The organism is Pseudomonas kielensis (assembly GCF_030505375.1).
GTDB lineage: Bacteria > Pseudomonadota > Gammaproteobacteria > Pseudomonadales > Pseudomonadaceae > Aquipseudomonas > Aquipseudomonas kielensis.
Genome location: NZ_CP130043.1, coordinates 1351689 through 1376647 on the forward strand (window position 1 = coordinate 1351689; position 24959 = coordinate 1376647).

Annotated in this window: 16 protein-coding genes and 1 pseudogene; 7 read left to right on the forward strand and 10 right to left on the reverse strand. The window is 63.7% G+C overall.

Translation table 11 applies throughout. From position 1 onward, the window contains the following. Positions 1–13: 13 nt before the first annotated feature. A complete protein-coding gene (locus tag Q1W70_RS06605) occupies positions 14–1234 on the reverse strand; it encodes an OprD family porin (RefSeq protein ID WP_302098697.1) in 1221 nt (406 codons plus the stop codon). A 227-nt stretch (positions 1235–1461) separates the two neighbouring features. Here Q1W70_RS06605 and Q1W70_RS06610 point away from each other — a divergent pair, with 227 nt between their 5' ends. The 4 genes from Q1W70_RS06610 (at position 1462) to Q1W70_RS06625 (ending at position 6602) form a co-directional block, all read left to right on the forward strand. Next, positions 1462–2367, forward strand: coding sequence for a LysR substrate-binding domain-containing protein (locus Q1W70_RS06610; protein WP_166590406.1), 906 nt, complete (start codon positions 1462–1464; stop codon positions 2365–2367). 200 nt (positions 2368–2567) lie between these two features. Then, on the forward strand, positions 2568–4016 hold the full coding sequence (locus Q1W70_RS06615) for a YfcC family protein (protein ID WP_178117388.1): 1449 nt from the start codon (positions 2568–2570) through the stop codon (positions 4014–4016). Positions 4017–4094: 78 nt separating this feature from the next. Continuing rightward, complete coding sequence (locus Q1W70_RS06620) at positions 4095–5960, forward strand: CocE/NonD family hydrolase (RefSeq protein ID WP_302098883.1); 1866 nt, start codon at positions 4095–4097, stop codon at positions 5958–5960. Positions 5961–6218: 258 nt separating this feature from the next. Next, on the forward strand, positions 6219–6602 hold the full coding sequence (locus Q1W70_RS06625) for a hypothetical protein (protein ID WP_166590370.1): 384 nt from the start codon (positions 6219–6221) through the stop codon (positions 6600–6602). Positions 6603–6700: 98 nt separating this feature from the next. On the opposite strand, the gene Q1W70_RS06630 is transcribed toward Q1W70_RS06625, so the two are convergent. After that, positions 6701–7534 carry a phosphatase PAP2 family protein gene (locus tag Q1W70_RS06630; protein WP_166590369.1) on the reverse strand — a complete coding sequence of 278 codons (834 nt, stop codon included), beginning with the start codon at positions 7532–7534 and terminating at the stop codon, positions 6701–6703. Between the two features lie 396 nt (positions 7535–7930). On the opposite strand from Q1W70_RS06630, the pseudogene Q1W70_RS27230 reads away from it, so the two are divergent. Together Q1W70_RS27230 and Q1W70_RS27235 are read left to right on the forward strand one after the other, a co-directional pair. Beyond that, positions 7931–8809: pseudogene (locus Q1W70_RS27230) on the forward strand (methyl-accepting chemotaxis protein); the annotation flags it as partial. 201 nt (positions 8810–9010) lie between these two features. Next, the gene (locus Q1W70_RS27235) at positions 9011–9715 is read left to right on the forward strand and encodes a methyl-accepting chemotaxis protein (protein ID WP_436799882.1); all 705 of its coding nucleotides are present in this window, start codon (positions 9011–9013) and stop codon (positions 9713–9715) included. A gap of 316 nt (positions 9716–10031) precedes the next feature. On the opposite strand, the gene Q1W70_RS06640 is transcribed toward Q1W70_RS27235, so the two are convergent. The 6 genes from Q1W70_RS06640 to Q1W70_RS06665 form a co-directional block, all read right to left on the reverse strand. Next, positions 10032–11405 carry a DUF1329 domain-containing protein gene (locus Q1W70_RS06640; protein WP_166590367.1) on the reverse strand — a complete coding sequence of 458 codons (1374 nt, stop codon included), beginning with the start codon at positions 11403–11405 and terminating at the stop codon, positions 10032–10034. Between the two features lie 85 nt (positions 11406–11490). Then, a complete protein-coding gene (locus Q1W70_RS06645) occupies positions 11491–13446 on the reverse strand; it encodes a DUF1302 domain-containing protein (protein WP_166590366.1) in 1956 nt (651 codons plus the stop codon). Between the two features lie 50 nt (positions 13447–13496). Beyond that, complete coding sequence (locus tag Q1W70_RS06650; RefSeq protein WP_302098698.1) at positions 13497–14813, reverse strand: phospholipase C/P1 nuclease family protein; 1317 nt, start codon at positions 14811–14813, stop codon at positions 13497–13499. 1139 nt (positions 14814–15952) lie between these two features. After that, entirely contained in the window at positions 15953–17521 is a 1569-nt protein-coding gene (locus tag Q1W70_RS06655; RefSeq protein ID WP_166590364.1) for an FGGY-family carbohydrate kinase, read from the reverse strand. A 75-nt stretch (positions 17522–17596) separates the two neighbouring features. Continuing rightward, on the reverse strand, positions 17597–19180 hold the full coding sequence (locus Q1W70_RS06660; protein ID WP_302098699.1) for a glycerol-3-phosphate dehydrogenase/oxidase: 1584 nt from the start codon (positions 19178–19180) through the stop codon (positions 17597–17599). A gap of 4 nt (positions 19181–19184) precedes the next feature. Further along, the gene (locus tag Q1W70_RS06665) at positions 19185–20780 is read right to left on the reverse strand and encodes an FAD-binding oxidoreductase (RefSeq protein ID WP_166590362.1); all 1596 of its coding nucleotides are present in this window, start codon (positions 20778–20780) and stop codon (positions 19185–19187) included. Positions 20781–20991: 211 nt separating this feature from the next. Between Q1W70_RS06665 and gliR the strand changes: the two genes are divergently transcribed. Next, a complete protein-coding gene (gliR, locus tag Q1W70_RS06670) occupies positions 20992–22020 on the forward strand; it encodes an AraC family transcriptional regulator GliR (RefSeq protein WP_166590361.1) in 1029 nt (342 codons plus the stop codon). A 182-nt stretch (positions 22021–22202) separates the two neighbouring features. Here the strand turns inward: gliR and ggt are convergent, their stop codons facing one another. Next, positions 22203–23870 (reverse strand): gamma-glutamyltransferase, encoded by a 1668-nt coding sequence (ggt, locus tag Q1W70_RS06675; RefSeq protein WP_182343398.1) that lies wholly within the window; start codon positions 23868–23870, stop codon positions 22203–22205. A gap of 138 nt (positions 23871–24008) precedes the next feature. Then, positions 24009–24920: a LysR family transcriptional regulator gene (locus tag Q1W70_RS06680; RefSeq protein ID WP_166590359.1), complete on the reverse strand. Its 912-nt coding sequence runs from the start codon at positions 24918–24920 to the stop codon at positions 24009–24011. Positions 24921–24959: the final 39 nt, after the last annotated feature.

A 24959-nucleotide genomic window follows, 5' to 3' on the forward strand; every position in this document is an offset into this window, starting at 1 on the left:
GATCAACGCACCTCTACCAAAGCGCCAGCTCATAGGTCAGGTACAGGCGGTTGTTGTCGCGGTCGCTGGCGTAGGTCGAGCGGTACGTTGCCTTGCGGTACTCCATGCCCACGCCCTTAAGCGCGCCGTCCTGAATCACGTAGCGCAGGTTGGTGTCGGACTCCCACTCTCGGACCTCGCGGCCTTTGAGTTCACCGTTCTCACCCTTGTAGTAGCGGGTCATGAACGTCAGGCCCGGCACCAGGGCCACCAGGTCATAGTCGTAACGCACCATCCAGGTCTGCTCGCCGGCCTGGATGAACTTGCCCACCCCGGCGTTGCTGAATGAGTAGACGGTGGACACGCTGGTGTAGGGCAGCGCGGTGGAGCCGCTGACTTTCTGGTAGCCCACGCCCAAGGCGCCAGCACCCAACTTGTAGGTGAACAAGCCACTGAACATGTCGGCGTCCACCGCACCGTTGCGGGCCTCGCCGGCATCGTTGCTGATGAAATAACGCAGGTCACTGGTCAAGGTGCCGCTGCCTACCGGCTGCTTGTGCACCAGCCCGAGGAACTGCTGACGATAGAACTCGCGCATTTCCCCGTAGTACCAAGTGCCGCTGAGCGTGGGGGTGAAGGCATAGGTGGCGCCGGCGAAGTCGAAGTCGGTGCCCTTGCCGCTGTAGCCCTGGGGATAAATATCGACGCTGTCGGTGGAATTTCGCTGTTTGAACTTGTCCAGGTGACCGGTGTGCAGGTACAGGTTGCGGATGCCGTTGTACTCGACCTGGGTGCCCTGGAAGGTTTGCGGCAACAGGCGCCCGTCGTTGGCGACCAGCACCGGGATCTTGGGCAACAGCGTGCCGCTTTTCACCACGGCTTCGCCGAGGCGCAGCTTGGCGGTGAGGCCCAGGCTGGAAAATTCATCGGCCGCATGGCCGTCATCGTGTACCGGCAACAAGCCGGTGCCGGCATGGGTCGGGCTGGAATCGAGCTTGAGCCCGGCCAGTGCCAGGGCGTCGAGGCCAAAGCCGACGGTGCCTTCGGTGTAGCCCGACTGCAGGTTGAGCAAGAAGCCCTGGGCCCACTCCCGACGGTCGTTGCCGCCATCGCGGTAGTCATCGTTGAAGTAGTAATTGCGCAAGGTCAGCTTGCCTTTTGCATCCTCGATGAAACCCTGGGCCATCAGTGCTGGCGATACCGTCGCCAGCAAGCCTGCGGACACGATGCCGCTTCTCGTGAACAGCTCACGCATGGTTGTTTCCTCATTGCCGTCTTGTCGATTTTATGGGCAGTGGCAACGCTCCCTAAGTGGGGTCTGCCTGATTCAGTGAGTGGCGCCACGCTGGACTCGGCGGCGCGTTGGGGCGGACACTAGCGGCTCGTCGGCACGCCCACAACGTTATGCGAGAAGCGCATCAGGCTATGCGTAAGTTCGTCAGACGGGGCGTCGCGCACCTGGAAAACCATGGGAATCGTCGTGTGAACCTCAAGCAACTCGAAGCCTTCAAAGCCATCATGTCCACCGGTTCGACCATCGGTGCCGCCACCCGCATGGGCCTGTCGCAGTCAGCGGTGAGCCGCCTGCTCACCCAACTGGAAGAGGCCCTGGGCTTCGCCCTGTTCCTGCGCAAGAAGGGCCGCCTGATGGCCACGCCCGAAGCCGAGGAACTGTTGGCCGAAGTCGCCGGCCTGGTCGATGGCATGCAGCGCATCCAGCGCCTGGCCGACGAGTTGCGCATCGGGCGCTCACGCAAGCGCCTGCTCAAGATCGGCGTGCCCACCAGCATGGCTTCCGAGCTGCTGCCCAGGATCGTCGCCGAGTTTCTCAATGATCACCAAGACGTGGTAATCGAGTTGCTCACCGGCTCCTACGACATGATCGAGCGCGCGGTGCTGGACCGCTCCGCCGACCTGGGGTTTGTGCGCCTGCCCACCGAGCTGCCGGACTTCGAGATCGAGTCGGTGCTGCAGACCGAAGGCGTGTGCGTGATGCCGGCCAACCACCCGCTGAGTCGCCACGCCGAAATCGACGTACGCCTGCTGCATGACGTGCCGTTGGTGCTGCTGGGGCGCCAGCGGGCACTGCGCGCCGAGCTCAATCAAGTGTTCCGCGCCGCCCACCTGACGCCACAAGTGCGCATCGAAGTGCACTCCGTGGGCGCGGCCTGCGCCTTTGTCGCCGAAGGCCTGGGGGTGTCGATTGTCAACGGACTGCTGGCCAGCCACTTCGCCCATTTGCCGATTGTCACCCGCCCCTTCCGCCCCGCGCTGCCCTACGCGTTCGGGCTGGCATTCCGTCGTGACGAGCCGCGCTCGCTGATGGTCAGTACCTTTGCCGAACACCTCAAGCAGCGCTTGAACGCCTCGCTCACGACCTCGATTTAGTCGCTGTGGCGAGCGAATGTGCTCGCCACCCACGCCACGCCAGCACATCGCACCATCGCCCGCACCAGCGGTACTTGGGTACAAAACGCATAGCCCAACCCGCCCCACGCATAACGTTGTCGCCCTCAAAGGTTTGCCCTAGTGTCTGCCCCGTCCACGCGCCGACACCCACAACAATAACTTCCCGAGGGCACGCCTCAATGCAACCACCACCGATTACCCTCTCCCCGCCGGGCGCCGATTCAGCGCCCACGCAGCCGGCGCAAGTGCGCCAGCGCAAGCAGATCAACCCGGCGATTATCCTGCTCAGCATCGTGTTGCTCGCCGTCGCGTTCACCTATGCGGTCAACTCCGGCAAGTTCCAGCGTGCCAACGGCCTGGTCGTACCCGGCTCGTACCAGGTCCTGGAAAAAGATCACTCGTTGAGCCAGTTGTTCAACGCCGAACCGCGCACCGCCAAAGACCCGATCGCCCGCCCGGTGTCGCTGATCGAAGGCTTCATGGCCATCCCCCAGGGCATCGAAAAACGCGCCGCGCTGATTTTCATGGTGCTGTTCATCGGCGGCATGTTCGGCGTACTGAACAAGGCCGGGGTGATCGACGCCGGGCTGGAGCGTTTGCTCGGCATGACCCGCGGCAACATCTACGTGCTGGTGCCGATGTTGATGCTGGTGTTCTCCGCCGGCAGTACCTTCATGGGCCTGGCCAAGGAGTTCATCCTGATCGTGCCCTTGATGGTCGCCATGGCCAACCGCCTGGGGCTGTCGAACCTGATTGGCCTGGCCATCGTCTGCATCTCGGTGAAGATCGGCTACCTGGCGTCCATCACCAACCCGGTGGCGCTGTCCGTGGCGCAACCGATGGTCGGCCTGCCAATCTTCAGCGGCATGAGCATGCGCATTGCCGCCTACGCGCTGTTCCTGGCGGTAGGCATCGCGTTTGTGCTCTGGAGCATCCGTAGGCACGGCTACGACGCGAGCGTCAAAATCACCTTCGAACACAAGCCGCTGCCGTTGCGCCACTTGCTCAATCTGCTGGTGCTGGGGTTGGGTGTCGGCTTCATGGTGTATGCCTCCAACCGCTTTGGCTGGAAGTACCACGAACTGTCGGCGTTCTACCTGCTGCTCAGCGTGGCCTTCGCCGTCATCGCCGGCCTGGGCGCCAGCGTCGCCGCCAGTGCGTTCGTCGATGGCATGAAAAAAGTGCTGATCGCCGGGGTGTTGATCGGCCTGGCCACGGCCGTGGAAATCATCCTCAGTACCGGCCAGGTGCTCGACACCATCGTCAATGGCCTGGCCAGCGTGGTCAGCGATCACGGCCCGGTCGTCTCGGCCTATGCCATGTTCTTCTCGCAGTTGGGCCTGGATGTGCTGATTCCCTCCACCTCGGGACAAGCGGCGGTGACCATGCCGATCTTCGGCCCGCTCGGCCAGCTCTCGGGCGTCAGCCCGCAGACCACGGTCTATGCGTTCCTGCTGGGTAACGGCTTGACCAACATGATCACGCCGACCTCCAGCGGCCTGCTGGTATTGCTGGCCACCGCGCAGGTCGGCTGGGGCCAATGGGCGCGCTACATCTTGCCGCTGTTCCTGATCTACACCGTGCTGGCGATGGTCTTGCTGGCGATTGCGGTGTCCACCGGCTACTGAGTTCCGCGGCGCCCACGCCCCTTGGGGCGGGCGCCGATTAGCACAAGGTTTTTTATGACGATCGCTTCCCTACCCGCCATGCAGATACTGCGCAACCAAATGATCCCGATGCGCGACGGCGTGCGCCTGGCCACCGACATCTACCTGCCGGCTGACCTGCCAGAGCCGTTTGCGGTGGTCATCGAACGCACGCCCTACGACAAGAGCAAACCCTCGCGTTCGGAGAAACAGCTCGACGGCCAACACATCAGCCGCGAGCAAATGGCCGAGCGGTTTACCGCCAAAGGCTTCGTCGCGATCTTCCAGGACTGCCGTGGGCGCTACGCCTCCGAAGGGCTGTTCACCAAGTACACCGCCGAGGGCGAGGACGGTTTCGACACCCTGGCCTGGATCGTCCAGCAGCCCTGGTGCAACGGCCGGATCGGCAGCATGGGCCTGTCCTATGCCGCCCATACCCAACTGGCAATGGCCTGCCTGCACCCACCGGGGCTGGTCAGCATGGCGCTGGACTCCGGCGGTTTCGCCAACGCCTTCCAGTGCGGTATTCGCCAGGGCGGCGCGTTCGAACTCAAGCAGGCGACCTGGGCGTTTCGCCAGGCCAAGGAAAGCCCCGCCGCGTTGGCCGACCCGCTGATCCGCGAGGCGCTGGAACAGGAAGACATCCACCAATGGTTCGCCCGCATGCCGTGGCAACCGGGGCAATCGCCGATTCGCCATGTCCCCGAATACGAAGCCTATCTGCTGGAGCAATGGGCCCAGGGCAGCTTCGGCCCGTACTGGCAAAAGCCCGGGATCTACGCCGAAGGTCACTACGAGGCGTTACCGGACATTCCGGTGTTGTTCATGTCCAGTTGGTACGACGCCTATGTCAGCTCGACGCTGGCCAACTACACCGCGTTCAAGCGCCACAACCGCGCGCCGCAGCATTTGATCATGGGCCCCTGGCTGCACGGCGATCGCAACATCACCCACAGCGGCGATGTCGAGTTCGGCCCGCAGGCTGCCTTCGATGGGCACGTGGCCGAGAACTGGCTGGCGTGCCGGCTGGACTGGTTCGAGCGCTCGCTCAACGATTCGCCAGCAGCGCCCCCGGACAATGCCTCGGTGCGCGTGTTCCTGATGGGCGGCGGCGCCGGCACCCCGGACGCCCACGGACGCCTGCAACACGGCGGTCGCTGGCTTGAAAGCACGCAATGGCCCCTGCCGGGCAGCCAGACGCTGAACCTGTACCTGGATCACCACCAGCGCCTGAGCCCGCACGCGCCCACCGCGTCCGACGCCAGCCTGAGCTATCGCGCCGATCCCGATCACCCGGTCCCGACCCTCGGCGGCGCCCTCACGTCCGGGGCACCGGTGTTTGTCGGCGGCGCCTTCGATCAGCGTGAGCGCCCGGACTTCTTCGGCACCCACGGCAACCATCAGCCGCTGACCGAGCGTGCGGATGTGTTGAGCTTCGAGACCGAGCCATTGGCCGAGGACTTGATCGTCGCAGGCCCCCTGCAGATTGAGTTGTGGATCGACAGCGACGCCCCGGACACCGACTTCACCGCCAAGCTGGTGGATGTCTACCCGCCGAGTGCCGACTACCCCGAAGGCTACGCCATGAACCTCACCGACGGCATTCGCCGCTGCCGCTACCGTGACTCGTGGGAACACCCGACGCTGCTCACGCCGGGGCAACGGGTCAAGGTGGTGATCGAGCCGTTTGCCACCTGCAACCTGTTCAAGCGCGGCCATCGCTTGCGCCTGGACATCGCCAGCAGCAACTTCCCGCGCTTCGACGTCAACCCCAACAGCGGCGAACCCGAGGGCCAGGCCCGGCACAAACGCATCGCGAACAACACCGTGCACCTAAGCCCAGGCTTTGCCTCGCGCCTGATACTCACCACGCTGGCGGCAGAGACTCTGGATAACCTGGCGTCAGCATCAACACCCGACGCCTAGATCAGCCCCCACGGTGCCTGGTCGCCAGCGATCAGGCACCGTGGACCTTTCGGCATTTGCGCCAAAGGCAGCGTTTTTGAAAGACGGCCGATCACTTAGAGAAAGAACCTACAACAACCAAAGAAACGCCCGATTTATCTTCCTTTGCCCCGCTATCTAGCGTGCGTCCTTTCGAGCCAACAAGGACGCATGTCGCATGAAGCGCTATCACATCACTGTCGGGGCCAAGACCACCGCCGACGGCGGCTATGAAGTCGAATGAGCAAAGCCGAATTTGCCCTGGGTTCTCTCGGCGGAGCCGTTCTCATACTGATATTCATCTGGATCGCCGTCGCGCTCTACCTGGCCTACACCAAGATGGATGTGATGCTGGAGCACCTGAAGAACAGTTCAGCGGTCAAGGCGCTGGCGTTCTATCGACAACTGGGAGTCTGGGGACACTTGAAGTTGATCGGGGAAATTGCTGCGCTCGTCACCTCCCCTGGCAAGAGCATTAAAAGCGGCCGCCTCAGCGCGCAAGATATCGATAACTTCCCCCCGTCACTGAAAAACAAGCTGGTGCTTCTGCGCAGGAGCGTATTCGTGCTTGTGAGCCTGCTTTTTCTAGTGGGTGGCATCGGCAAAATAGCTGGCTGGATGTAGTCACTATCGGCGTACTCATTTACCAGCGAAGTCGATCTCACGGTCGCTTTCGCTGGCAATCGCCTTTGTAGATCGGGATGTTCTCTGGCGAGCTGGTCTCAACCTGCTGCCTGGATCGGCGTCGTGGAGCCCAGCGCGTTGACCTTCTGCAGCACGGGCACATCCAGCCGTGCCCGTCCGTAGAACGCCAGCGCCGTCAGCAAGCAGGCCAGCCAGACGAAGATTCCCGCCCAGAAGGTGTGGGACATGTAGTGCCAGCCTTGCAGGACCCGTGTGGTGCCATAGATGAAGCCCAGCCACAACGAGCCCCACAGGATGGCCTTGGCGAAGCGCCACTGATGGCGCCGGGCGACGAAGTACAGGGCCAGCATGGTGAAGCCGCCGGAGGCATGGCCGCCCGGCCAGCAGCGGCCGTCGCCGGCTTCCTTGAACAGTTGAAAGTTGCTGTACCACTCGATATGCGCCAGTTTGCCGCCATAGAGGGTGGTTTCGATCGGGCAGTACACGCTGGTGTGTGCCTTGAGGAAGTGGATCACCCCGGTGCAGATGGCAAAGGCAAACACCACGAACCAGAAGTCCCGGCGGTGTTCGGTGGTAAAGCGTAGTACGGGCGCCACCTTGCTTCGCTCGAGAAAGCCACCCAGGCCCGGGTACTTCTGGCTATTGATCCGTGGCCAGAGCAACGACAACAACCCGCCAATCAGGGCGATTTCCGCCGTCCAGTTCGGCACGATCCGCGCCCATTTGTGGGTGATCTGCTCGAACAGGCGAACGTGATCAAGCGGGAAGGCCTGGCTGATCGGGTCGAACAACAGGTTGCTGAAGGCTATGTCGACCTGGGTCATGTCGAACAACAGGAACACCAGCGCCGCACAGAGCAGCGGGATCCCCAGGTTCATCCAATAGAATCGCTGGCGCGCGAACAGTTGCATCGTGGATCCCCACTCGGTATCGATCGCCGGACAGTAAAGACCGGCAGGTGGGTGGTTGGTGAAATGAATGTGAAAAAAACCTGATCTCAGGCAAGTCCTCCGACAACGCGCTGAATACCGGTGATCCGCTTGTGACAAAAATCGGTTCAGCTATCGCGACCGCGGCCGATACAGGCCACTACACCCCTTGCTGGCTCCCAACAAAAACAATCTTCCAGCCCAATGACGATAAGTAGTGCAACGTTCCTGGAGGAATTGTTTATGAATAGCTGGTTCGCCGACATCAGCGTCAACCTCAAGCTGGGCCTGGGTTTCGGCCTGGTGCTGGCCCTTACCTGCGTGCTCGCCCTGACGGGCTGGACCAGCCTGGGCGGGCTGATTGACCGCAGCAACTGGATGAGTGACATCACCCGCCTCAACGCGGGCCTGACCAAGCTGCGCATCACCCGCCTGCAATACATGCTGGCCAACGGTGACGAGGGCGTGGCGCAGACCGTGCAAAGCTCCCTCGATGACTTCAAGGCCCAGCAACAGGCCCTGCTGGCGCAGTTCAAGAGCCCGGATAACCTCAAGCTGCTCAGGGAACAAGGCGCGGTCATCGACGCCTACCAGCAGTCGCTGAACAAAATGCGCAGTGCCTACCTGGCTGCCAACAGCGCGCGCCAGACCATGGGCGACAACGCCGAAATCGCCAACAACCTGATCAACGACATCAACAGCCGTGTGCGCCAGATGCCCCTCAGCGATCAGCGTTTCGAGCAGTTCCAGGCCATCACCGAGGCCAAGGAGCAGTTCCTGCTGGCCCGTTACGAAGTGCGCGGCTACACCGCCGACAGCAACCCGGGCACTGAGCAGAAGGCCGCCGTGCAACTGGACGCCGCGATTGCCAGCCTGAAAACCCTCAACAGTCACTTTGCCGACACCCAGGGCGACGCCCTGCGCCAGCTGGAACGGGCGCTGAGCAGCTACCGCAGTGCCTTGCAGACTTACAAGGCCGCCAATAGCCAAGCCATCGCCGCACGCCAGGAAATGACGGTCCAGGGCAGCGATATCGTGACCCGCAGCGACGCGCTGTATCAGATCCAGCTCGATCGTCGCGACATCGAAAGCGCCCAGGCCCGCACCCTGCAACTGATCAGCACCTTGCTGGCCTTGCTGGTCGGCGTGCTTGCCGCAGTGCTCATCACCCGCCAGATCACCCGCCCGCTGCGCGAAACCCTGGCCGTGGTCGAGCGCATCGCCGGTGGCGACCTGACCCAGGACATCCGCGTCACCCGTCGCGACGAACTCGGCGTATTGCAGCAAGGCATCGCCCGCATGGGTGTGACCCTGCGCGACCTGATCAGCGGCATTCGCGATGGCGTGACTCAGATCGCCAGCGCCGCCGAGGAGCTTTCGGCAGTGACCGAAGAAACCAGCGCCGGGGTCAACAGCCAGAAGGTCGAGACCGATCAGGTCGCCACCGCCATGCACGAGATGACGGCCACCGTGCAGGAAGTCGCGCGCAACGCCGAACAAGCCTCGCAAGCCGCCGCGGCCGCCGATGGCGAAGCCCGTGAAGGCGATCGGGTGGTCAACGAAGCGATCACCCAGATCGAGCGCCTGGCCAGCGAGGTGGTGCGTTCCACCGAGGCCATGAGCGTGCTGCAGAAGGAAAGCGACAAGATCGGCAGCGTCATGGACGTGATCAAAGCCGTGGCCGAGCAGACCAACCTGCTGGCGCTCAACGCCGCCATTGAAGCGGCACGGGCCGGTGAAGCCGGACGTGGGTTCGCCGTGGTCGCCGACGAAGTGCGCGGCCTGGCGCAACGCACGCAAAAATCCACCGAGGAGATCGAAGGCCTGGTGGCTGCATTGCAGAACGGCACCCAGCAGGTCGCCACGGTGATGAGCAACAGCCGCAGCCTGACCGACAGCAGTGTCGAGTTGACCCGCAAGGCCGGGCTGTCGCTGGAAAACATCACCCGCACGGTGTCGAACATCCAGTCGATGAACCAGCAGATCGCCGCAGCCGCCGAGCAGCAAAGCGCGGTCGCCGAGGAAATCAGCCGCAGCATCGTCAACGTGCGCGACGTCTCGGAACAGACCGCCGCCGCCAGCGATGAAACCGCCGCCTCGAGCATTGAACTGGCACGCCTGGGCAACCAGTTGCAGATGATGGTCAGCCACTTCCGGGTGTAGGCCTGCGCGTCATCGTTGACGCGCATCGCGAGCAGGCTCGCACAGTGTTTTTGGCTGTCTGCAAATCTCGCAGACACCCAGCACATGTGTGGGAGCGAGCTTGCTCGCGATGGCGGTGGGTCAGGCACCATTGATGTTGAATGAGCCGGCCCCATCGCTAGCAGGCTAGCTCCCACAGGGGAAATTCATTCATCAGGAAAAAAGCAGGCCGGCCGGTAGGCCGCCTCGCCCGCCCTTACAGGCCAAGAGCGAATGGGTGCTTGAGAGCTTCTCCCACAGTGGCGCAAATCACTGCAGGAGCGAGCTCGGCTTTGCCTTACCGCGTACCGCGCTGGCGCAACGCCGACGGCATGAAGTAAGCGTCTTCTGGCACCGGTTGGGAAAAGTCCACGGTCTCCGACTCTTCGTTATCCAGGTTCTGCACGTAGTAACGGCGCGCCTGCAAGTCGTGGAACACGTCCAGCGCACTCCAGGTGGTGGGCAGGTCGTAGAAGTTCTTCAGGTAGCCCATCGACACCCGCCACAACTCCCCTCGCCCGTCGTACTGGTCCACCACGGCCGCGCCCCAGCTGTCCTCGTCGAGAAACAGCACGCGCTTGGAGTAGATGTGCCGCGAGCCCGGCTTCAGCGTGCCTTCCACCACCCACACCCGGTGCAGCTCATAGCGGGTGAATTTCGGGTTCAGGTGCCCTGGCGTGAGCAGGTCGGCGTACTTCACTTCAGGGCTGGTGACCTTGTAGTTGTTGTAAGGGATGTAGACCTCTTTCTTGCCCACCAGCTTCCAGTCGTAGCGGTCTGGCGAGCCGTTGAACAGGTCGGTGTCGTCCGCCGTGCGCAAGCCGTCGGAAGAGGCGATCGGGGTGTCGTACGCCAGGTTCGGTGCCCGCCGCACGCGGCGTTGCCCGGCGTCGTAGACCCAGGCCTGGCGCGGGTCCTTGATCTGGTCCAGGGTCTCGTGCACCAGCGCCGCGCCACCGGCCAGGCGCGCCGGGCTCTTCACGAAGGCCAGGTAGTAGAACAGGATGTTTTTCAGGTCGGTGAACTGCCCACCCGGACGGTAGTAGGTGAACAGCCCTTCCTGTTGCGAGGTCACCAGGGCGAAGCTGCCGTTGCGCTGCACCGGTGCTTCGGAAGCGCGCCGCACCACATAGATTCCGCGATAGCGGGTGATGTGGTTCCACAGCGCCTCGACGCCGTCCTTGGGCACGGGGAACGGGACGCCGCCATAGGCATCGCTGAAGCCGTTACCACCGTCCAGCAGCTTGGCCGAGGTGGCGTTCTTGAGGGTGTTGTCGTACAGCCACTGCGGCGCCGAGCCGGAGCGACGGCTGGGGTAGATCGGCATCTGGAAGGTGTCGGGGTAGCTGTTGAACAGCGCAATCTGACCCGCCGTCAACTGCCCCTTGTACTGCTCCAGGTTGGCCTTGGTAATGGTGTACAACGGCTTGTCGCCGGGGAATGGGTCCAGGTGATGCTTGCCCGGCACATACCCCTTGGGCGCCTGGGTGATACCACCATCCCAGGCCGGAATGGTGCCGGTGGCGTTGCCGGCCCGCTCGGCGCCCAGAGGCGTAAGGGTGGTCTTGAGCTGCTGGGCCTGTTCGGCCGAGATGGCCGCCAGCGCACTGCCGGCTGCCAGGCTCAGGACCAGTGCCAGCGAGGTCTTGAAGAGTCGCGGTGTATCAAGCATGGATGTTCTCCGAAATAAAGGTACACCCCGGTGGGTGCGAGCCTGCTCGCTCCCACCGGGGGGCGCACTCAACTGACTCTGGCACTCACAAGAAGTACTTGAGGTTGAAGCCAACGTTGTCGCGGTCACGAATGCTGTTGTTCTGGCCACCGCCGTAGAACTCGGTGTATTGCAGCTCCGCTTCCAACTTGTTCTGGTAGTTGGCCTTGATCCCGAGGGTGTAGGCCTTGCGACCTTCGATGGTGTTGCCCGCCTGGTAGCTGTTGCCCTTGAAGTCGTCTTTGTAGACCGCGTACGGCGAAACGTTGACCCCGGCGTACACGTCGTTCCAGGTGCCGTTGACCATCAGGGTGTAGCTGTAGGAGTCGCGATTGATCTGATCGTCTCGATCACCGCCCGAGACATAGGAGGTGTTGCCGGTACCGGCGTAGTAGCGGTTGCTGCCGTCGAAGGCGGTGTACTGCAGGCTGCTGCCGCGCAAGTGCTCGGAGGCCAGCTCGAATACCCCAAACATCGAATCGAACGACAGGGTCGGACCGAAGTTGTAGATGCTGCCCAGCGAGGTGTTGAACGCTTCCACGCGCTCGGCGTTGTTGATCTGGCTGTCGAGGGTGACCATCTGCCCGCCGACGTTGATCGACTGGCCGGTGACCGCAGCGGCTGCGCCGTTGGCCAGGTCGCCGATCAGGTCGTTGGTCGCCGCGATGCCAATCGGCAGGTTCGGCCGGTAGGCCAACTCACCGAAGACCGACGCCTGACCCAAGGTGGTGTTGAAGCTGAAGCCATACATGCGGATGTCTTCGGCGTAGCGACGATTGGCCTGGATGTTGCCCATCACGTCGGCGGTGGCCAGGCCATTGGCCAATGCACCGGCCTGGCTACCGGCCAGGCCGCTCAACAGGTTGGTCAGGGCGTCCATGTCGATGCCCTTGTAGCCACCCAGATTGGCGGCGATGGTCGGCTCCTTGGCGTGGTAGTTGACCATGTACAGGCCGAACTCGGTGCTGTTGAGCTCTTCGGCGATGTAGCGGAAGGCGAAGCCGAACTGGCCGTCGTTACGCGCGTTGATGTCCTTGCCGATGGACGCCACCTTGAGGGTGTTGCCGTAGGCCGGGGTCACGCCATTGGCGTACAGGCCTGTGCTGCCCAGGATCTGGTTGAGCGCCGGGTTGTTGCCCAGTGCTTCGTACAGGCCGATCACGTTGCCAAAGCCCGGCACCGGGGTGTCGAGGGCGGTGCCCGTGAAGTTGTTGTAGCCGGTGTTGCCGCCGTCGGCGAACAGGTCGCCCTGGGAATAGAAGGTGCCGACCGGATCAATGCGGGTTTCTTTCCAGTTGGTCTGGTAGAAGCTTTCCATGGTCAGGTTGTCGCTCAGGCCGATGTTGAAGCTGACCGCTTCCACCGGCATCAGCACTTCCTTGACCTCGGCACCCGGCAGGCGGTACTTGGCCGCGTCCACCGGGTTGGTGGTGTTGATCCCGCCGCGATAGAAAATGCCTTCGCCCCAGTTGAATACCTGGCGGCCCAGGCGTGCGGTCACCGGCATCTGCGCCACGTCCCAGTTGCCGTAGACGTAGGCGTCGAGCATCTCGATCCGGCTGCCGGCGATGTCGCGGGTCTGGTCGGTGAAATGGTCGTCGTTGGGGTAACTCTGGCTCGGTTGCGAGGGGCTGTTGTTGTGGTAGTAATCGTTGCGCTTGTCCATCAACTGAGTGTCGTAGAACGCGGTGCCGCGCATGAACACCCCGTAGTTCTGGTAGTTGGCTTCCAGCTCCGAGGTGATTTTGTAGACCTCGGAAACCAACCCGGTGTCGAAGTTGCGATTGCCATCGTTGGTGTTGACGTCATCGTTGGTCTTGTCACGCCCCTGGACCCGCCACAAACGACCGTAGGACAAGGTGCTGTCGAACGAGCCCGTGACCTGGTTGTCCAGCACCTTGAACTCGGCGGCCCACACACCCTCGACCGCGCACAGTTGCAGCAGCCCTGCCAGGCCTACTCCGGATATCGCCGCGCCCGAATGGCGTAATCGAATCCTCATGCGGTGTTCCTCCCTTCCCTGATCTTGTTGTTTTTGTGTCCGGGCAGCGGTTAACGCGCTGCGTTGCCTGTAACCGCTGGCGCGAGTCCGGCACCGACGTAAATCCGGCTGTGCGCACCGAAATGCCCCAGCAACTGGAACAGCTGCTGGTTGAGTAATGGGTGGTCGTAGTCTTCGCGCTGCAGCTGATTGCCGGCGCTGAAACTGCTGGTGGCCGGTGCCGTCGCCAGCCACTGGCCGATAGCCTCGTCAAACTGGGCGCCGGCCTCCGCGGACTGGGCGCTGACCACGTCGCGCAGGTAGTCCACCGAATACGGCGGGTAGCTGGCGTCTTGCGTGGTATCGGCATAGGCCTGGAGCATCGGATGCACGGGCTGCCCGCTGTGCAACAGGCTGTAGAGCCAGGCGGCCTGATACTTCTCCACTTCCATGTGGCGACTGGCGACCCGCTCGATGGCCGCGTGCTTGTCACCGTCGTAACCGGCCAGGGCCTTGCCTTCCATCAGCAGCATGCTCGCCAGCTCGACGCCCGGCAGTGGCTTGGCGTGATAGGGCTGGGTCAGGTCCTGAATGTGGTGCAAGCCCCAGCCCAGAAAGCGGTAGCCCCAGTAGGAGTGGCCCGTGGCGAACGCCAGCCGCGCCAGGCCCAGGTACTGATAGGCGCGCCAATCCGGCCAACTGCGCTGCAGGAAACCGGCGGCGGCATAGACCACTGGGCTTTCGTGGAAGAAGCCCATGTGGAACGGCGCCTGGGAGCTGTACTGGAATCGATCATCGCCGAACGGCTGCGGGCCGAAACCGTAAACCGCAGCCACCTCGCCCGGGTTGTCGCTGAACAGGTTGATGTCGTGCCCGTAGTCCGGCTCGTCGGCGGCGCTGGCCAGCACCGCCAGGGGCGCGACGTGTTCGCCGTCCGCGAGCAGGATGAAGCGCTGGCGATGCCACGGTGACAGGGTCTGCTCGACCATCACCTGCTCGGCCTTGAGGTGCGCGCGCTGGGGCTGGTCCTGCCCGGGCATCGGCTGGATCACCATGGCCAGGTGGATCTGCGGATTGACCCGCAGGGCGTTGAGGAACGCCTGGCGCACATTGTCCCCCGGCGTAGCGGGCAACTGCAGGCTGTCGGGACGTGGTGGGTACTGGGCAAAGTGCTGACGGGCGAATAGCTCCTGCTGCTCCAGCAACTCGGCGATGGCGCCATATTGCTCAGTGAGGAACTGCTCCAGCGGTTCGACCCTGACCTGGGGCGCCTCGCGCAGGGCCGGCAACGCCTGCAACGCCAGGTAGCTGCCCACCGTATGATTGGACCAACCCCACGCCGCCGGAGCCGTGCCGCAGAGCAGCAGCAGGAGAATTGTCAGCTTCATTGCTTTTGATTCTTATTGGCTGAATTCGAGGACTGAGCCTAACAACCGACCCCGGACCTGACACTGTCCAATCTGGCCAAAAAAACTCTCCGATAGCGCCATTGCGAGCAGGTTGGGTGGCGGTATGCGCAATCTGCGAGCAGCCAAAAACCATTGCGGGAGCGAGCCTGTGGGACCGGGTTTACCCGGGATGGCGATGTGTCAGGTCGATAAATGTTGGCGGTGCTGGCCCCATCGCGGCATAGGTATCTACACGACTGTGGTGCGACGTTGCATCTGTGGGCTATCGGGATGTTGGATTAGGCCGGGTACATATCCATTCTTGCAGTAATGGCCACCTATGGTTCCGCTCTTACAGCGGCTCACTTTTGAGAGCCGGAATGCCGGCCCAGCCAAAAGTAAGCAAAAGGCTCTTGCCCCACCACTCGGTGCCTCGCTTAGGCTCGGCATGCCCGTACTCCGACATTGATTTGGGGGGCCGCCGCAATGGGCCATCCCTGGCCCAGTGCGGCTAAACCGGCGTCCTGCCGGTTTACCCCCCAAATCAATATCGGAGTACGGCCAGCGTGGTTAACGGGGCGCCCAGGATCAAAAACAAAGCGAGGCGGCCTGAAAGCCGACCTGATCACTGGGGCATGCGCGGTGTAGCTTCTAGTTCCTCAGACGCTGACGAAGTCAGCCATCTTTTGATCTGGCTCTGGCTCTGGCTCTGGCTTTTGATCCTGGGCGCCCCGTTAACCACGCTGGCCGAACGCAGGCTTGAAGCCGTGGGCAACCCGGCAGGACGCCGGGTTAGCCGCCCCGCGCCAGGGATGGCGCGTGGCGGCGGCCCACGGATTCAAGCCGGAGTGAGGGAACACCGAGCCCAAGCGAGGTGCCGAGTGGTGGGGGTAAGAGCGTTTTGCTTACTTTTGGGCTCTCAAAAGTGAGCCGCTGTAAGAGCGGAACCATAAGTGGCCGTTACCGCAAGAATGGATATGTACTCGGACTAATCCAACATCCTGGTCGGCCCAGAGGCCGCCACGCGAGCAAGCCCGCTCCCACAGGGGACATTCGGACACCAGGAAAGATAGCGGAGTGCCAGGCTGCACCGGTGTTGGCTGTGCGGGCCCTATCGCGAGCAGGCTCGCTCCCACACATCAGGCGGGATAACCGGTGATCTTCCGGATGCTCTGGTACAGCGGTTTGAGCTGGCGGTACATGCGCAGGTAGACCTCTTTGTACAGCCGCTCATAGATCTGCTGCGCCTCGGGCTGTGGATAAAACACCGTACCGACCCGGGTCATGGAGGCGATCGCCGAAGGGAAGTCGGTGTGCAGGCCGAGGCCCACTGCGCAGCAGATGGCCGCCCCCAGCCCGGAGGCTTCATAGACATGCGGGCGCTCGGCCGGCAGGCCGAAAATGTCCGCCGTGAGCTGCATCGCCGCATCGCTCTGCGAGCCGCCACCGGCCACCCGCAAACGCTGGATCGGCTGCTTGGAACGCCGTTCGAGGTTCTCCTTGCCCTGGCGCAAGGCATAGGCTAGGCCTTCGAGGATCGCCCGATAGATGTGCGCCCGGGTGTGTACATCGCCAAACCCGATCATCGCGCCCTTGGCTTCCACCCCCGGCTCGCGGATGCCCGGCGACCAGTAGGGTTGCAGCATCAGGCCCATGGAGCCGGGCGGCACCGCATTGACCAGGGCGTCGAACAATTGCTCCGGCTCCAGCCCCTGTTCCTTGGCCTGCTGCATTTCCCGCAGGCCGAACTCATTCTTGAACCAGCTGACCATCCAGTAGCCGCGATAGATCATCACTTCGCAGTTGTACTGGTCCGGTACCGCAGCGGGGTACGGCGGAATCAACGGGACGATTTCCAGATAGCGCGAGCGGGTTGTGGTGATGGTGGCCGTGGTGCCGTAGGACAGGCACACCGTGGCCGGGTCGACCACGCCGGCGCCCAGCACTTCGCAGGCTTTGTCGGCACCGGCGGCAATCAGCGGCACACCCTCGGGGATACCGGTGTGCCGGCTGGCCTCGGCACTGATATGGCCCAGGGTTTCCCCGGGCTTGAGCAGGCTCGGCAACTGTTCGGGACGGACCGCCAGCGCCTGCCATTTCCAGTCGGCAGGCGCGGCCCAGCGCAGGCGCTTGAAGTCGAATGGCAGGTAGCCGACGCAGCAGCCCACCGAATCGACGAAGCGCCCGCACAGGCGATGGGTGAGAAACCCCGAAAGCAGCAGGAACTTGTCGGTTGCCGCCCACACCTGGGGTTGATGCCGGGCGATCCAGTTGGCTTCGGCCTGGGCCCGAAAGTAGTCGACGGTGGCCTGGGCGCCGACCAGCTTGAACAGCCAGCCCCAGGGTCCCTTGATCCCGCCTTCGACTTCGGTCTGGCGCTGGTCGAGCCACAGAATCGCCGGGCGCAGGGCCTGGCCCTGGGCATCGACGTTGATCAGGGTGCCGCGCTGGGTGGTCAGTGAAACCCCGGCGATCTGCGTGCGGTCGACGCCGGTCTGCTGCCACAACAACTGGCAGGCCTCGCCCAGTTTGGCCCAGTAGTAGTCCGGGTCCTGCTCGGCCCAGCCGGGCTGGCTGGAATAGTAGGCCTGCAGCTCGACCTTGCCCTTGCCCAACAGATTGCCCTGCAGGTCGAACAGCAAGGCGCGCACGCTCTGGGTGCCATTGTCGATTGCCAGCAGGTAGCGCTTGTTCTTGTCGTTATCCATGGAGCTCTCTTGAATGGGCACTGATATCTACACATCGTTGGCAACTGACGCCCCGTAACAGCCGTGACGCAAGCGTCATGGCAACCCGTGATGGCGTTGCCACAAGTCCCGATAACGCTGTTCTTCCACCTGCCAGCGGGCATCGTCCCAGCCCAGGCGGGGCTGGCACAGACGGCGAATGGCCGGCAGATACTGCGCCGCCCCCTGGGCCAGCAACAGGCCAATCCGGGTGCGACGCAGCAACAGGTCGTCCAGGTGCAGGATCAGTTCCGCGTCGCAGGCGAACGCCAGCTCCGCCCACAGGGTGTCGCTCGCGCCGACACAGCCGTAACCCAGTTGCTCCAGCAACCGCGCCAGGCGTGGCAAGTCGCGGCCATGGCGTCCGGCCAGGCGCCGCCACTGGCTGGCGCTGAGCCCGGGGATCGGCAACGTCGGCACGCTGGCAAACACCGGCGCGCCGTCATCGCTGACCTCGCGCCCGAGCATCTGCCCACAGGCCTTGAGCACCTCCAGAGCCTGCGGGCGGAACGTGGTCAGCTTGCCGCCGGCCAGGGTCACGCAGCCAGGTTCGAGCCACAACACATGCTCGCGGGTTTCATTGGACGGCTTGCCCGCCTGCTCGCCATGGGCACTGCCCACCACCGGACGCACCCCCGACCAGGTCGACAGCACATCGTCCGCCACCACCTCGGCCTGGGGAAACTGCTGGGCACAGGCGGCCAGCAGGTACTCGAGTTCTTCGCTGCTGATGCTCGCGCTCGTGTCCAGGTCGTCCTGGTGATCGAGGTCCGTGGTGCCCACCACCGTGGCGCCCTCCCAGGGGAATACAAACACCGGCCGCCGATCCCGCGCATGCAGGAAGGTGAAGGCCTGTGCCACCGGCAAGCGCCAACCCGGCAGCAACAGATGACTACCGCGCAGTGGACGCAGTTGCGACGGGGCATCACGGGGCCGCAGTCGCTCGGCCCAGGCCCCGGTGGCCACCGCCAACGCGCCACAGCGCAATTGCATTGGCTCGCCGCCCTCGCTGTCGGCCACCTGCACCCCGCAGACCCGACCGTCTTCGCGCAACAATTGTTCGACCCGCATGCCATTGAGCGCCAGCGCGCCGTCCGCCCGCGCTTCCGCGAGCACGCGCATCACCAGGCGTGCATCGTCGGTCAGCGCATCGACAAAACAGGTGCCCCCCAGCAACCGGTCTTCCTTCAGCCCGGGGGCCAGGTAGCGCAGTTGCTGGGCGTCATGAAAGTGATGGTTACGGCGCCCAGCCAGGGCGTCGTACACCGTCAACAATCCACCGAACACCCCTGGCCCGGGAAACCCGCCCCGGTAGTGCGGCATCATGAAACTCATGGGCTCCACCAGCCCCGGCGCTTCGTCGAGCAGGCGCTGGCGTTCGTGGACCGAGTCGCGGGTCAGGCGCCATTGGCCCTTGGCGATGTAGCGCAAGCCACCATGGACCATCTTCGAGGAACGGCTGGAAGTGCCCCAGGCAAAGTCGCGTTGCTCCAGCAGCAGGCAACGCCAACCGCGACGGGCCGCTTCGCGCAGGATCCCGGCCCCGCTGATGCCGCCACCGATGACGATCAGGTCCCAGGGTTGCTGCGCCAGGGTCGGCAGTACCTGCTGGCGCCACGCGGCATTCCAGTCCTGGCTCATGCCGTCACTCCTGCAGCAGGGTGCCGGGGTTCAGACGCCCGGCCGGATCGAAGTGTTGGCTCAGCGCCTGCAGGGTGTCCATGGCCAGCGCGCCCTTCTCGCGCAACAGGTAGGGGGCGTGATCCTTGCCCACGCCGTGCTGGTGGCTGATGGTGCCGTGGTGCTCGACAATGGTCTGGCTGGCCGCGTGCTTGAGCGCCTGCCAGCGCGCCAGGGTGGCCGGGTAAGTGGCCGCCGGGCGGAACACGTAGGTGGTGTAGATGCTCGAGCCTTCGCCATAGACATGGGACAGGTGGGTAAACACGTGCACCTGCTCGCCTTCGGTCGCCAGACCGTCGCGCAGGCTGGTTTCGATGCGATTGAGCAGGTTGTCGACATTGCTCCAGTCGGTGGCGGTCTCCAGGGTGTCCACCACGTAGCCGGCGTTCCACAGATTCTCGCGCAGATAAGGAAAGCGGAACCGGTTCTGGGCCCACTTCTTGCCCAGCAAGGTTCCGGTGAACACTCCGCCAAAGGCTTTGAGGTGCTGCCGCGCCTGGCTCAGGGACAGGGCATTCTGCCGTCGGTTACCGGTCACGCCGAAGGTCAGCAGGCACTTGCCGGCAGCGGCACCGCGCAGGGCCAGGTACTTCTCCAGCCAGGCGATCTGTTGCGGGTGGCCCGCCAGCGCCAGCTGGGTTTCGGTCTCCACGGCATTGGACAGGCGCAGCATCGACAGGGGCACGCGGGCCTGGGTCAACTGGCGGATGGCTTGCAGGGCCTGGCTCCAGTTCGGCAGGAACACCCCATAAAAGCGCTCGTCGGCCGGCAGCGGGCTGATCCGCACCTTGACCTCGGAAATGATCCCGAACCGTCCTTCACACCCCAGCACCACCTCACGCAGGTCGGGGCCGGCGGCCGAGGCCGGAAAGGTCGCGATCTGCAGCGGGCCGGCGAAGGTTTCCAGGGTGCCGCCGGCGAACAGTTGCTCGATCCGTCCATAACGCAGCGACTGCTGGCCGCTGGAGCGACTCGCCACCCAGCCGCCGAGGGTCGACAACTCCCACGACTGCGGGAAATGCCCCAGGGTGTAGCCCCGGGCACGCAACTGGCTTTCCACTTGTGGCCCGCTGGCGCCTGGGCCAAAGGTGGCCAGCAGGCTCTGCTCGTCGAGGTCGAGCAAACGGTTCATGTGGGCCAGGGACACGGTCAGCACCGGGCGGGTGGAGGCCGGGGGATTGATGTGCCCGGCCACCGAGGTGCCGCCCCCGTAGGGAATCAGGCACAGGTCGCGCTCCTGAGCCAACGCCAGCAACTCGCGGATCTGCTCGGCGCTCTGCGGGAAGGCCACCCCGTCGGGGTAAACGCCCAGCGCCCCCTCACGCAGTGCCAGCCAGTCCGGCAGGCTCTGGCCACGGGCGTGCATCAGCCGGTCCTGGGCCTGCACGCTGTACAGCGGGTGCTCCGCCAGGCGCGAAGCCGGGACCCGGGCCAGGGCTGTTTCCAGTGTGGCGTCGGGCAATGCCCGTCCGGTGCCCACCCGTGCGGCGAGAAACCCCGCGCCCTGGGCCGGCAATTCGACCACCGTGGTTGCATCCCCCCAGCCGTTCCAGCGTCGCATGCGTGTGTCCTTTTGCGGTTCTTATAAGTGACATTTCAGGCGCCTATACTAGCCAGCCCCCCGCGCCTGTCACGGTCGCATCCGGCCAGCGCGAGTAGCCAATTGAGCCAACACGCGAACCCGGCCCCAGGCATTTACTTTAGCTGTGCTTTCAAATTACCTTTCAGGGTCTTGACCCGCGCCAGTCTGCCTCGATCAAAGGACCCCGATCATGCAATCCCTCGGCTACACCTCGCTGCCCCCGCTGCTCAAGTACGTGCGCCATGCCGAACAGCTGGGCTTGGCCATCGAACCGGCGTTGGCGGCGGCCGGGTTGCAGGTCGAGCAATTGAGCGACAACAGCCTGCGGTTGCCGGGCGAGGCCCATGAACGGCTGCTGGACTACTTCTGCGAGCACTCCGGCGACCCGTTGTTCGGCCTGAATTCGGCGCGCTTCGTGTTGCCCAACTCCTGGAGCGTGCTGGGCTACATCACCATGAACTGCGCGACCCTGGGTGACGCCATGAATCGCATCATGCCGTTCGAGAAACTGGTGGGTGACATGGGGGTCAGCCGCGCCGAACTGCAGGGTGAGCACGTGCACCTGATCTGGAACTGCCGCCACCAGCGCCCACGCATCCGCCGCCACCTGGTGGAAAACGTGCTGGGTTCGTGGCTGCAATACGCACGCTGGATCGCCGACACCCACCTCTCGCCCGCCGCGGTGTGGTTCGAACATGCGCTGCCCAGTGACACCGATCCGGCGTCCTATCAACAATTCTTCGACTGCCCGGTACTGTTCGGCCAGCCCTACTCAGCCCTGATCGTGCCCCTGCCCTACCTGCAACTGCCGCTGCGCCAGGCCGACGCACAATTGCTGCGCACCCTGGAAGAACACGCCCTGGGCCTGATGGCCACACTGGAAGACGCCTCGCTGGAACAACGGGTGAAAAACATCCTGCGCCAACTGCTCAAGGAGGGCCTGCCGCGCAAGGAACAGGTAGCCGAACAGTTCGCCATCTCGGTAAGGACCCTGCAGCGCCAACTGCACCAGGCCGGCACCTCGTACCAACAGATCCTCGACGACCTGCGCCAGGAACTGGCCGAACACTACCTGCTGCACAGCACCCTGCCGATCCAGGACATCGCCCAGTACCTGGGCTTCACCGAACCACGCTCCTTCCACCGCACCTTCAAAAGCCGACGCGGCATGCCCCCAGGCGAGTTTCGCCAGATGCACCGTGAGGCGGATGGGGTCTGAGTCGAACGCGGCGACGCAGCCTCGCGGGCTCGGCAGCTGCTACAGGGGATTGGGGGGATTACCGAGACCTAGGGTGTGGCGCAGATCGCCATCGCGAGCAAGCCGCAAGCGGGCACTCGCTCCCACAGGAGAAATGCGAGCGCAGTAACCCGGCGACTGTGCAGCCGCCGGGTTACGCCAGGTTATTTCACGACTGTGCCAACCCCACGTCCCCGTGGGTCGGAGGCGGTTTCCAGTTGGTTGCCGTTGATACGAATGGCCTGGATGTCACCCATTTCCCAGCCTTGGTCTTCCAGGGTGTAACCCATGGCTTTCAACTCGTCGGCGACCTTGCCGGTCAGCGGCGCATAGGCGTCGTAGTAGATGGTGTCCTTGGGTAGCAGCTGGTGGTGGACGCGTTGCGCGGCCACGGCTTTTTCCAGCGGCAGGTTGTAGTCATAGAGGTTGTTCAGCACCTGGAAGATCGAGGTGAAGATCCGCGAACCGCCTGGGGTGCCCAGGACCAGGGTGACTTTGCCATCGCGGGTCACCAGGCTAGGGCTCATCGACGACAGCATGCGCTTGCCCGGAGCGATGGCATTGGCGTCGCCGCCGACCACACCAAAGGCGTTGGCCACGCCGGGCTTGGAGCTGAAGTCGTCCATTTCATCGTTGAGCAGGAAGCCCGCGCCCTTGACCACGACACCGCTGCCGTAGTCCCAGTTGAGGGTGTAGGTGTTGCTCACCGCATTGCCATCGGCATCGACGATGGAGAAGTGCGTGGTCTGATGGGGTTCCAGGCCCGGACGGACTTTTTCAGTCGGCGAGATGGCCGTAGGGTTGACCTCGGCCGCGCGTTTTTTCAGGTAGGCCGGATCGGTCAGTTGCTTGACCGGCACATCGGAAAACGCCGGGTCACCCAGGTAGTCGGCGCGATCGGCGAATACCCGTTTTTCGATCTCGGCGAGCAGGTGAATGTACTTCGCCGAATTCAGCTCAACGCCCTTGAAATCCGCGGCGCGGTCTTCCTTGATGGCGATCAGTTGCGCCAGGGCAATGCCGCCGGAGCTCGGAGGCGGCGCGGTGTACAGGGTGTTGCCACGCCAGTTGACCGTCAGCGGCTCGCGCCAGTTGACCTTGTAGTCCTGCAAGTCTTCCTTGGTGATCAGGCCTTTGTCGGCCTTCATCTGGGCGACCAGCAGGTCGGCGGTCTGGCCTTGGTAAAACTCGTTGGCGCCCTTGTCGGCGATGCGTTCCAGGGTGGCGGCCAGCTCCGGCTGGCGGAAGGTCTCGCCGGGTTTCATGCTGCCGAAGTAGTCGGCGAAGTTGGTGGTACCGTTGAACAGCTTCAGCGCATCTTCGCGGTACTGGTACTGCTTGTCGGCGACCTTGAAGCCGGTCTTGGCGTAACCGATGGCCGGGGTAATCAGCTCGCTCCAGGGCAGCTTGCCGAATTTCTGGTGCGCCTCCCACAGCCCCATCACCGTGCCCGGCACGCCCGCCGCGCGGGAACCTACCAGGCTGAGGTTCTCGATGACCTCGCCCTTGTCGTCCAGGTACATGTCACGGGTCGCCGCCTTCGGGGCGGTTTCGCGGTAGTCGAGGAAATACGGCTTGCCGTCGATGAACATCGTCATGAAGCCGCCACCGCCGATGTTGCCGGCTTCCGGGTAAGTCACGGCCAGGGTAAAGGCGGTTGCTACCGCGGCGTCGACTGCGTTGCCGCCCTTCTTCAGAACCTGTGCGGCGACGTCGGCGCCATACTGGTTCGGCGCGGCCACGGCGCCCCCTTCCAGCAGCGCGGCGAATGATGACGAACTGGCCGCAATCGCCACGGCGAGCGTCAGGGTCTTGAACAAAACATAACGCATGAGATCCATCCTTTTCTTGTTATTGAGGCAGGTGGAACCATAGGCCCTGGCACGGGTGTTGAGCAATCCCAAAACGTCAACGGCCACCCGAAGGTGGCCGTTTTGTGATGCGTTGCACTGACAGGCTCCGGGGGCGAATCAGCCGTCGAACACCTCGTTGGCGTAGCCCGCCAGCTTGCCCTGGATAAAGTCCAGGAAGCACTGGATGCGCAAGGCCAGTTGCGAGTTGCGGTAGTACACCGCGTTGATCGGCTGGCGGTAGCCGCTGTTGGCTTCGGCCAGCAGCAGCTTGAGGCGGCCGGCCTTGAGGTCGGCGATGGTCATGAAGTGCGACAGGCAGGCAATGCCCTGCCCCTCCAGCGCCAGGTGACGCAGGGTTTCGCCGCTGGAAGCGCTGATGCTCGGCTCGATCTGCCAGCGGTCGCCGTGCACATGGCGCAGCGGCCAGTGGTTGAGGGTTTCGGTCTGGGTGAACCCCAGCAGGGTGTGCCCGGCCAGTTCGGCCACGGTGCTCGGGGTACCGTGTCGCTCCAGGTAGGCGGGGCTGGCGAGGATGTGCAGCGGACTGCAGCCCAGCGAACGCGCATGCAGGGTCGAGTCGGCCAGGGCACCGATGCGGATCGCGATGTCGGTGCTCTGTTCCAGCAGGTCGATGATCAGGTCGTTGCTGTTGAGCTCCAGCTGGATATCCGGGTACAGCCGGCGGAACTCATCGATGTAGGGCACGATGGCGTGCAGCATGAAGGGTGACGCCGCGTTGATCCGCAGGCGCCCGGACGGCGTGCTGTGGCGTGACGACAGGCGTTCTTCCAGTTCCTCCATCTGATCGAGGATGCGCTTGGCCTGCTCGAAGAAATACTTGCCCTCTTCGGTCAGGTCCATGCGCCGCGTGGTGCGATTGATCAGCGTGGTGTCGAGCTTGGCCTCCAGGCGCGACAGCGTGCGGCTGACCGCCGACGGCGTCTGCCCGACCTGCTCGGCCGCCGCGGAAATCGAACCGCACTCGATCACGCAGACAAAAATCTGCAACTCATCGGATCTGGCTTTCACGTGTGTCCTCGTTCCCGGCAGCGCTTTGAGCTGCCGATA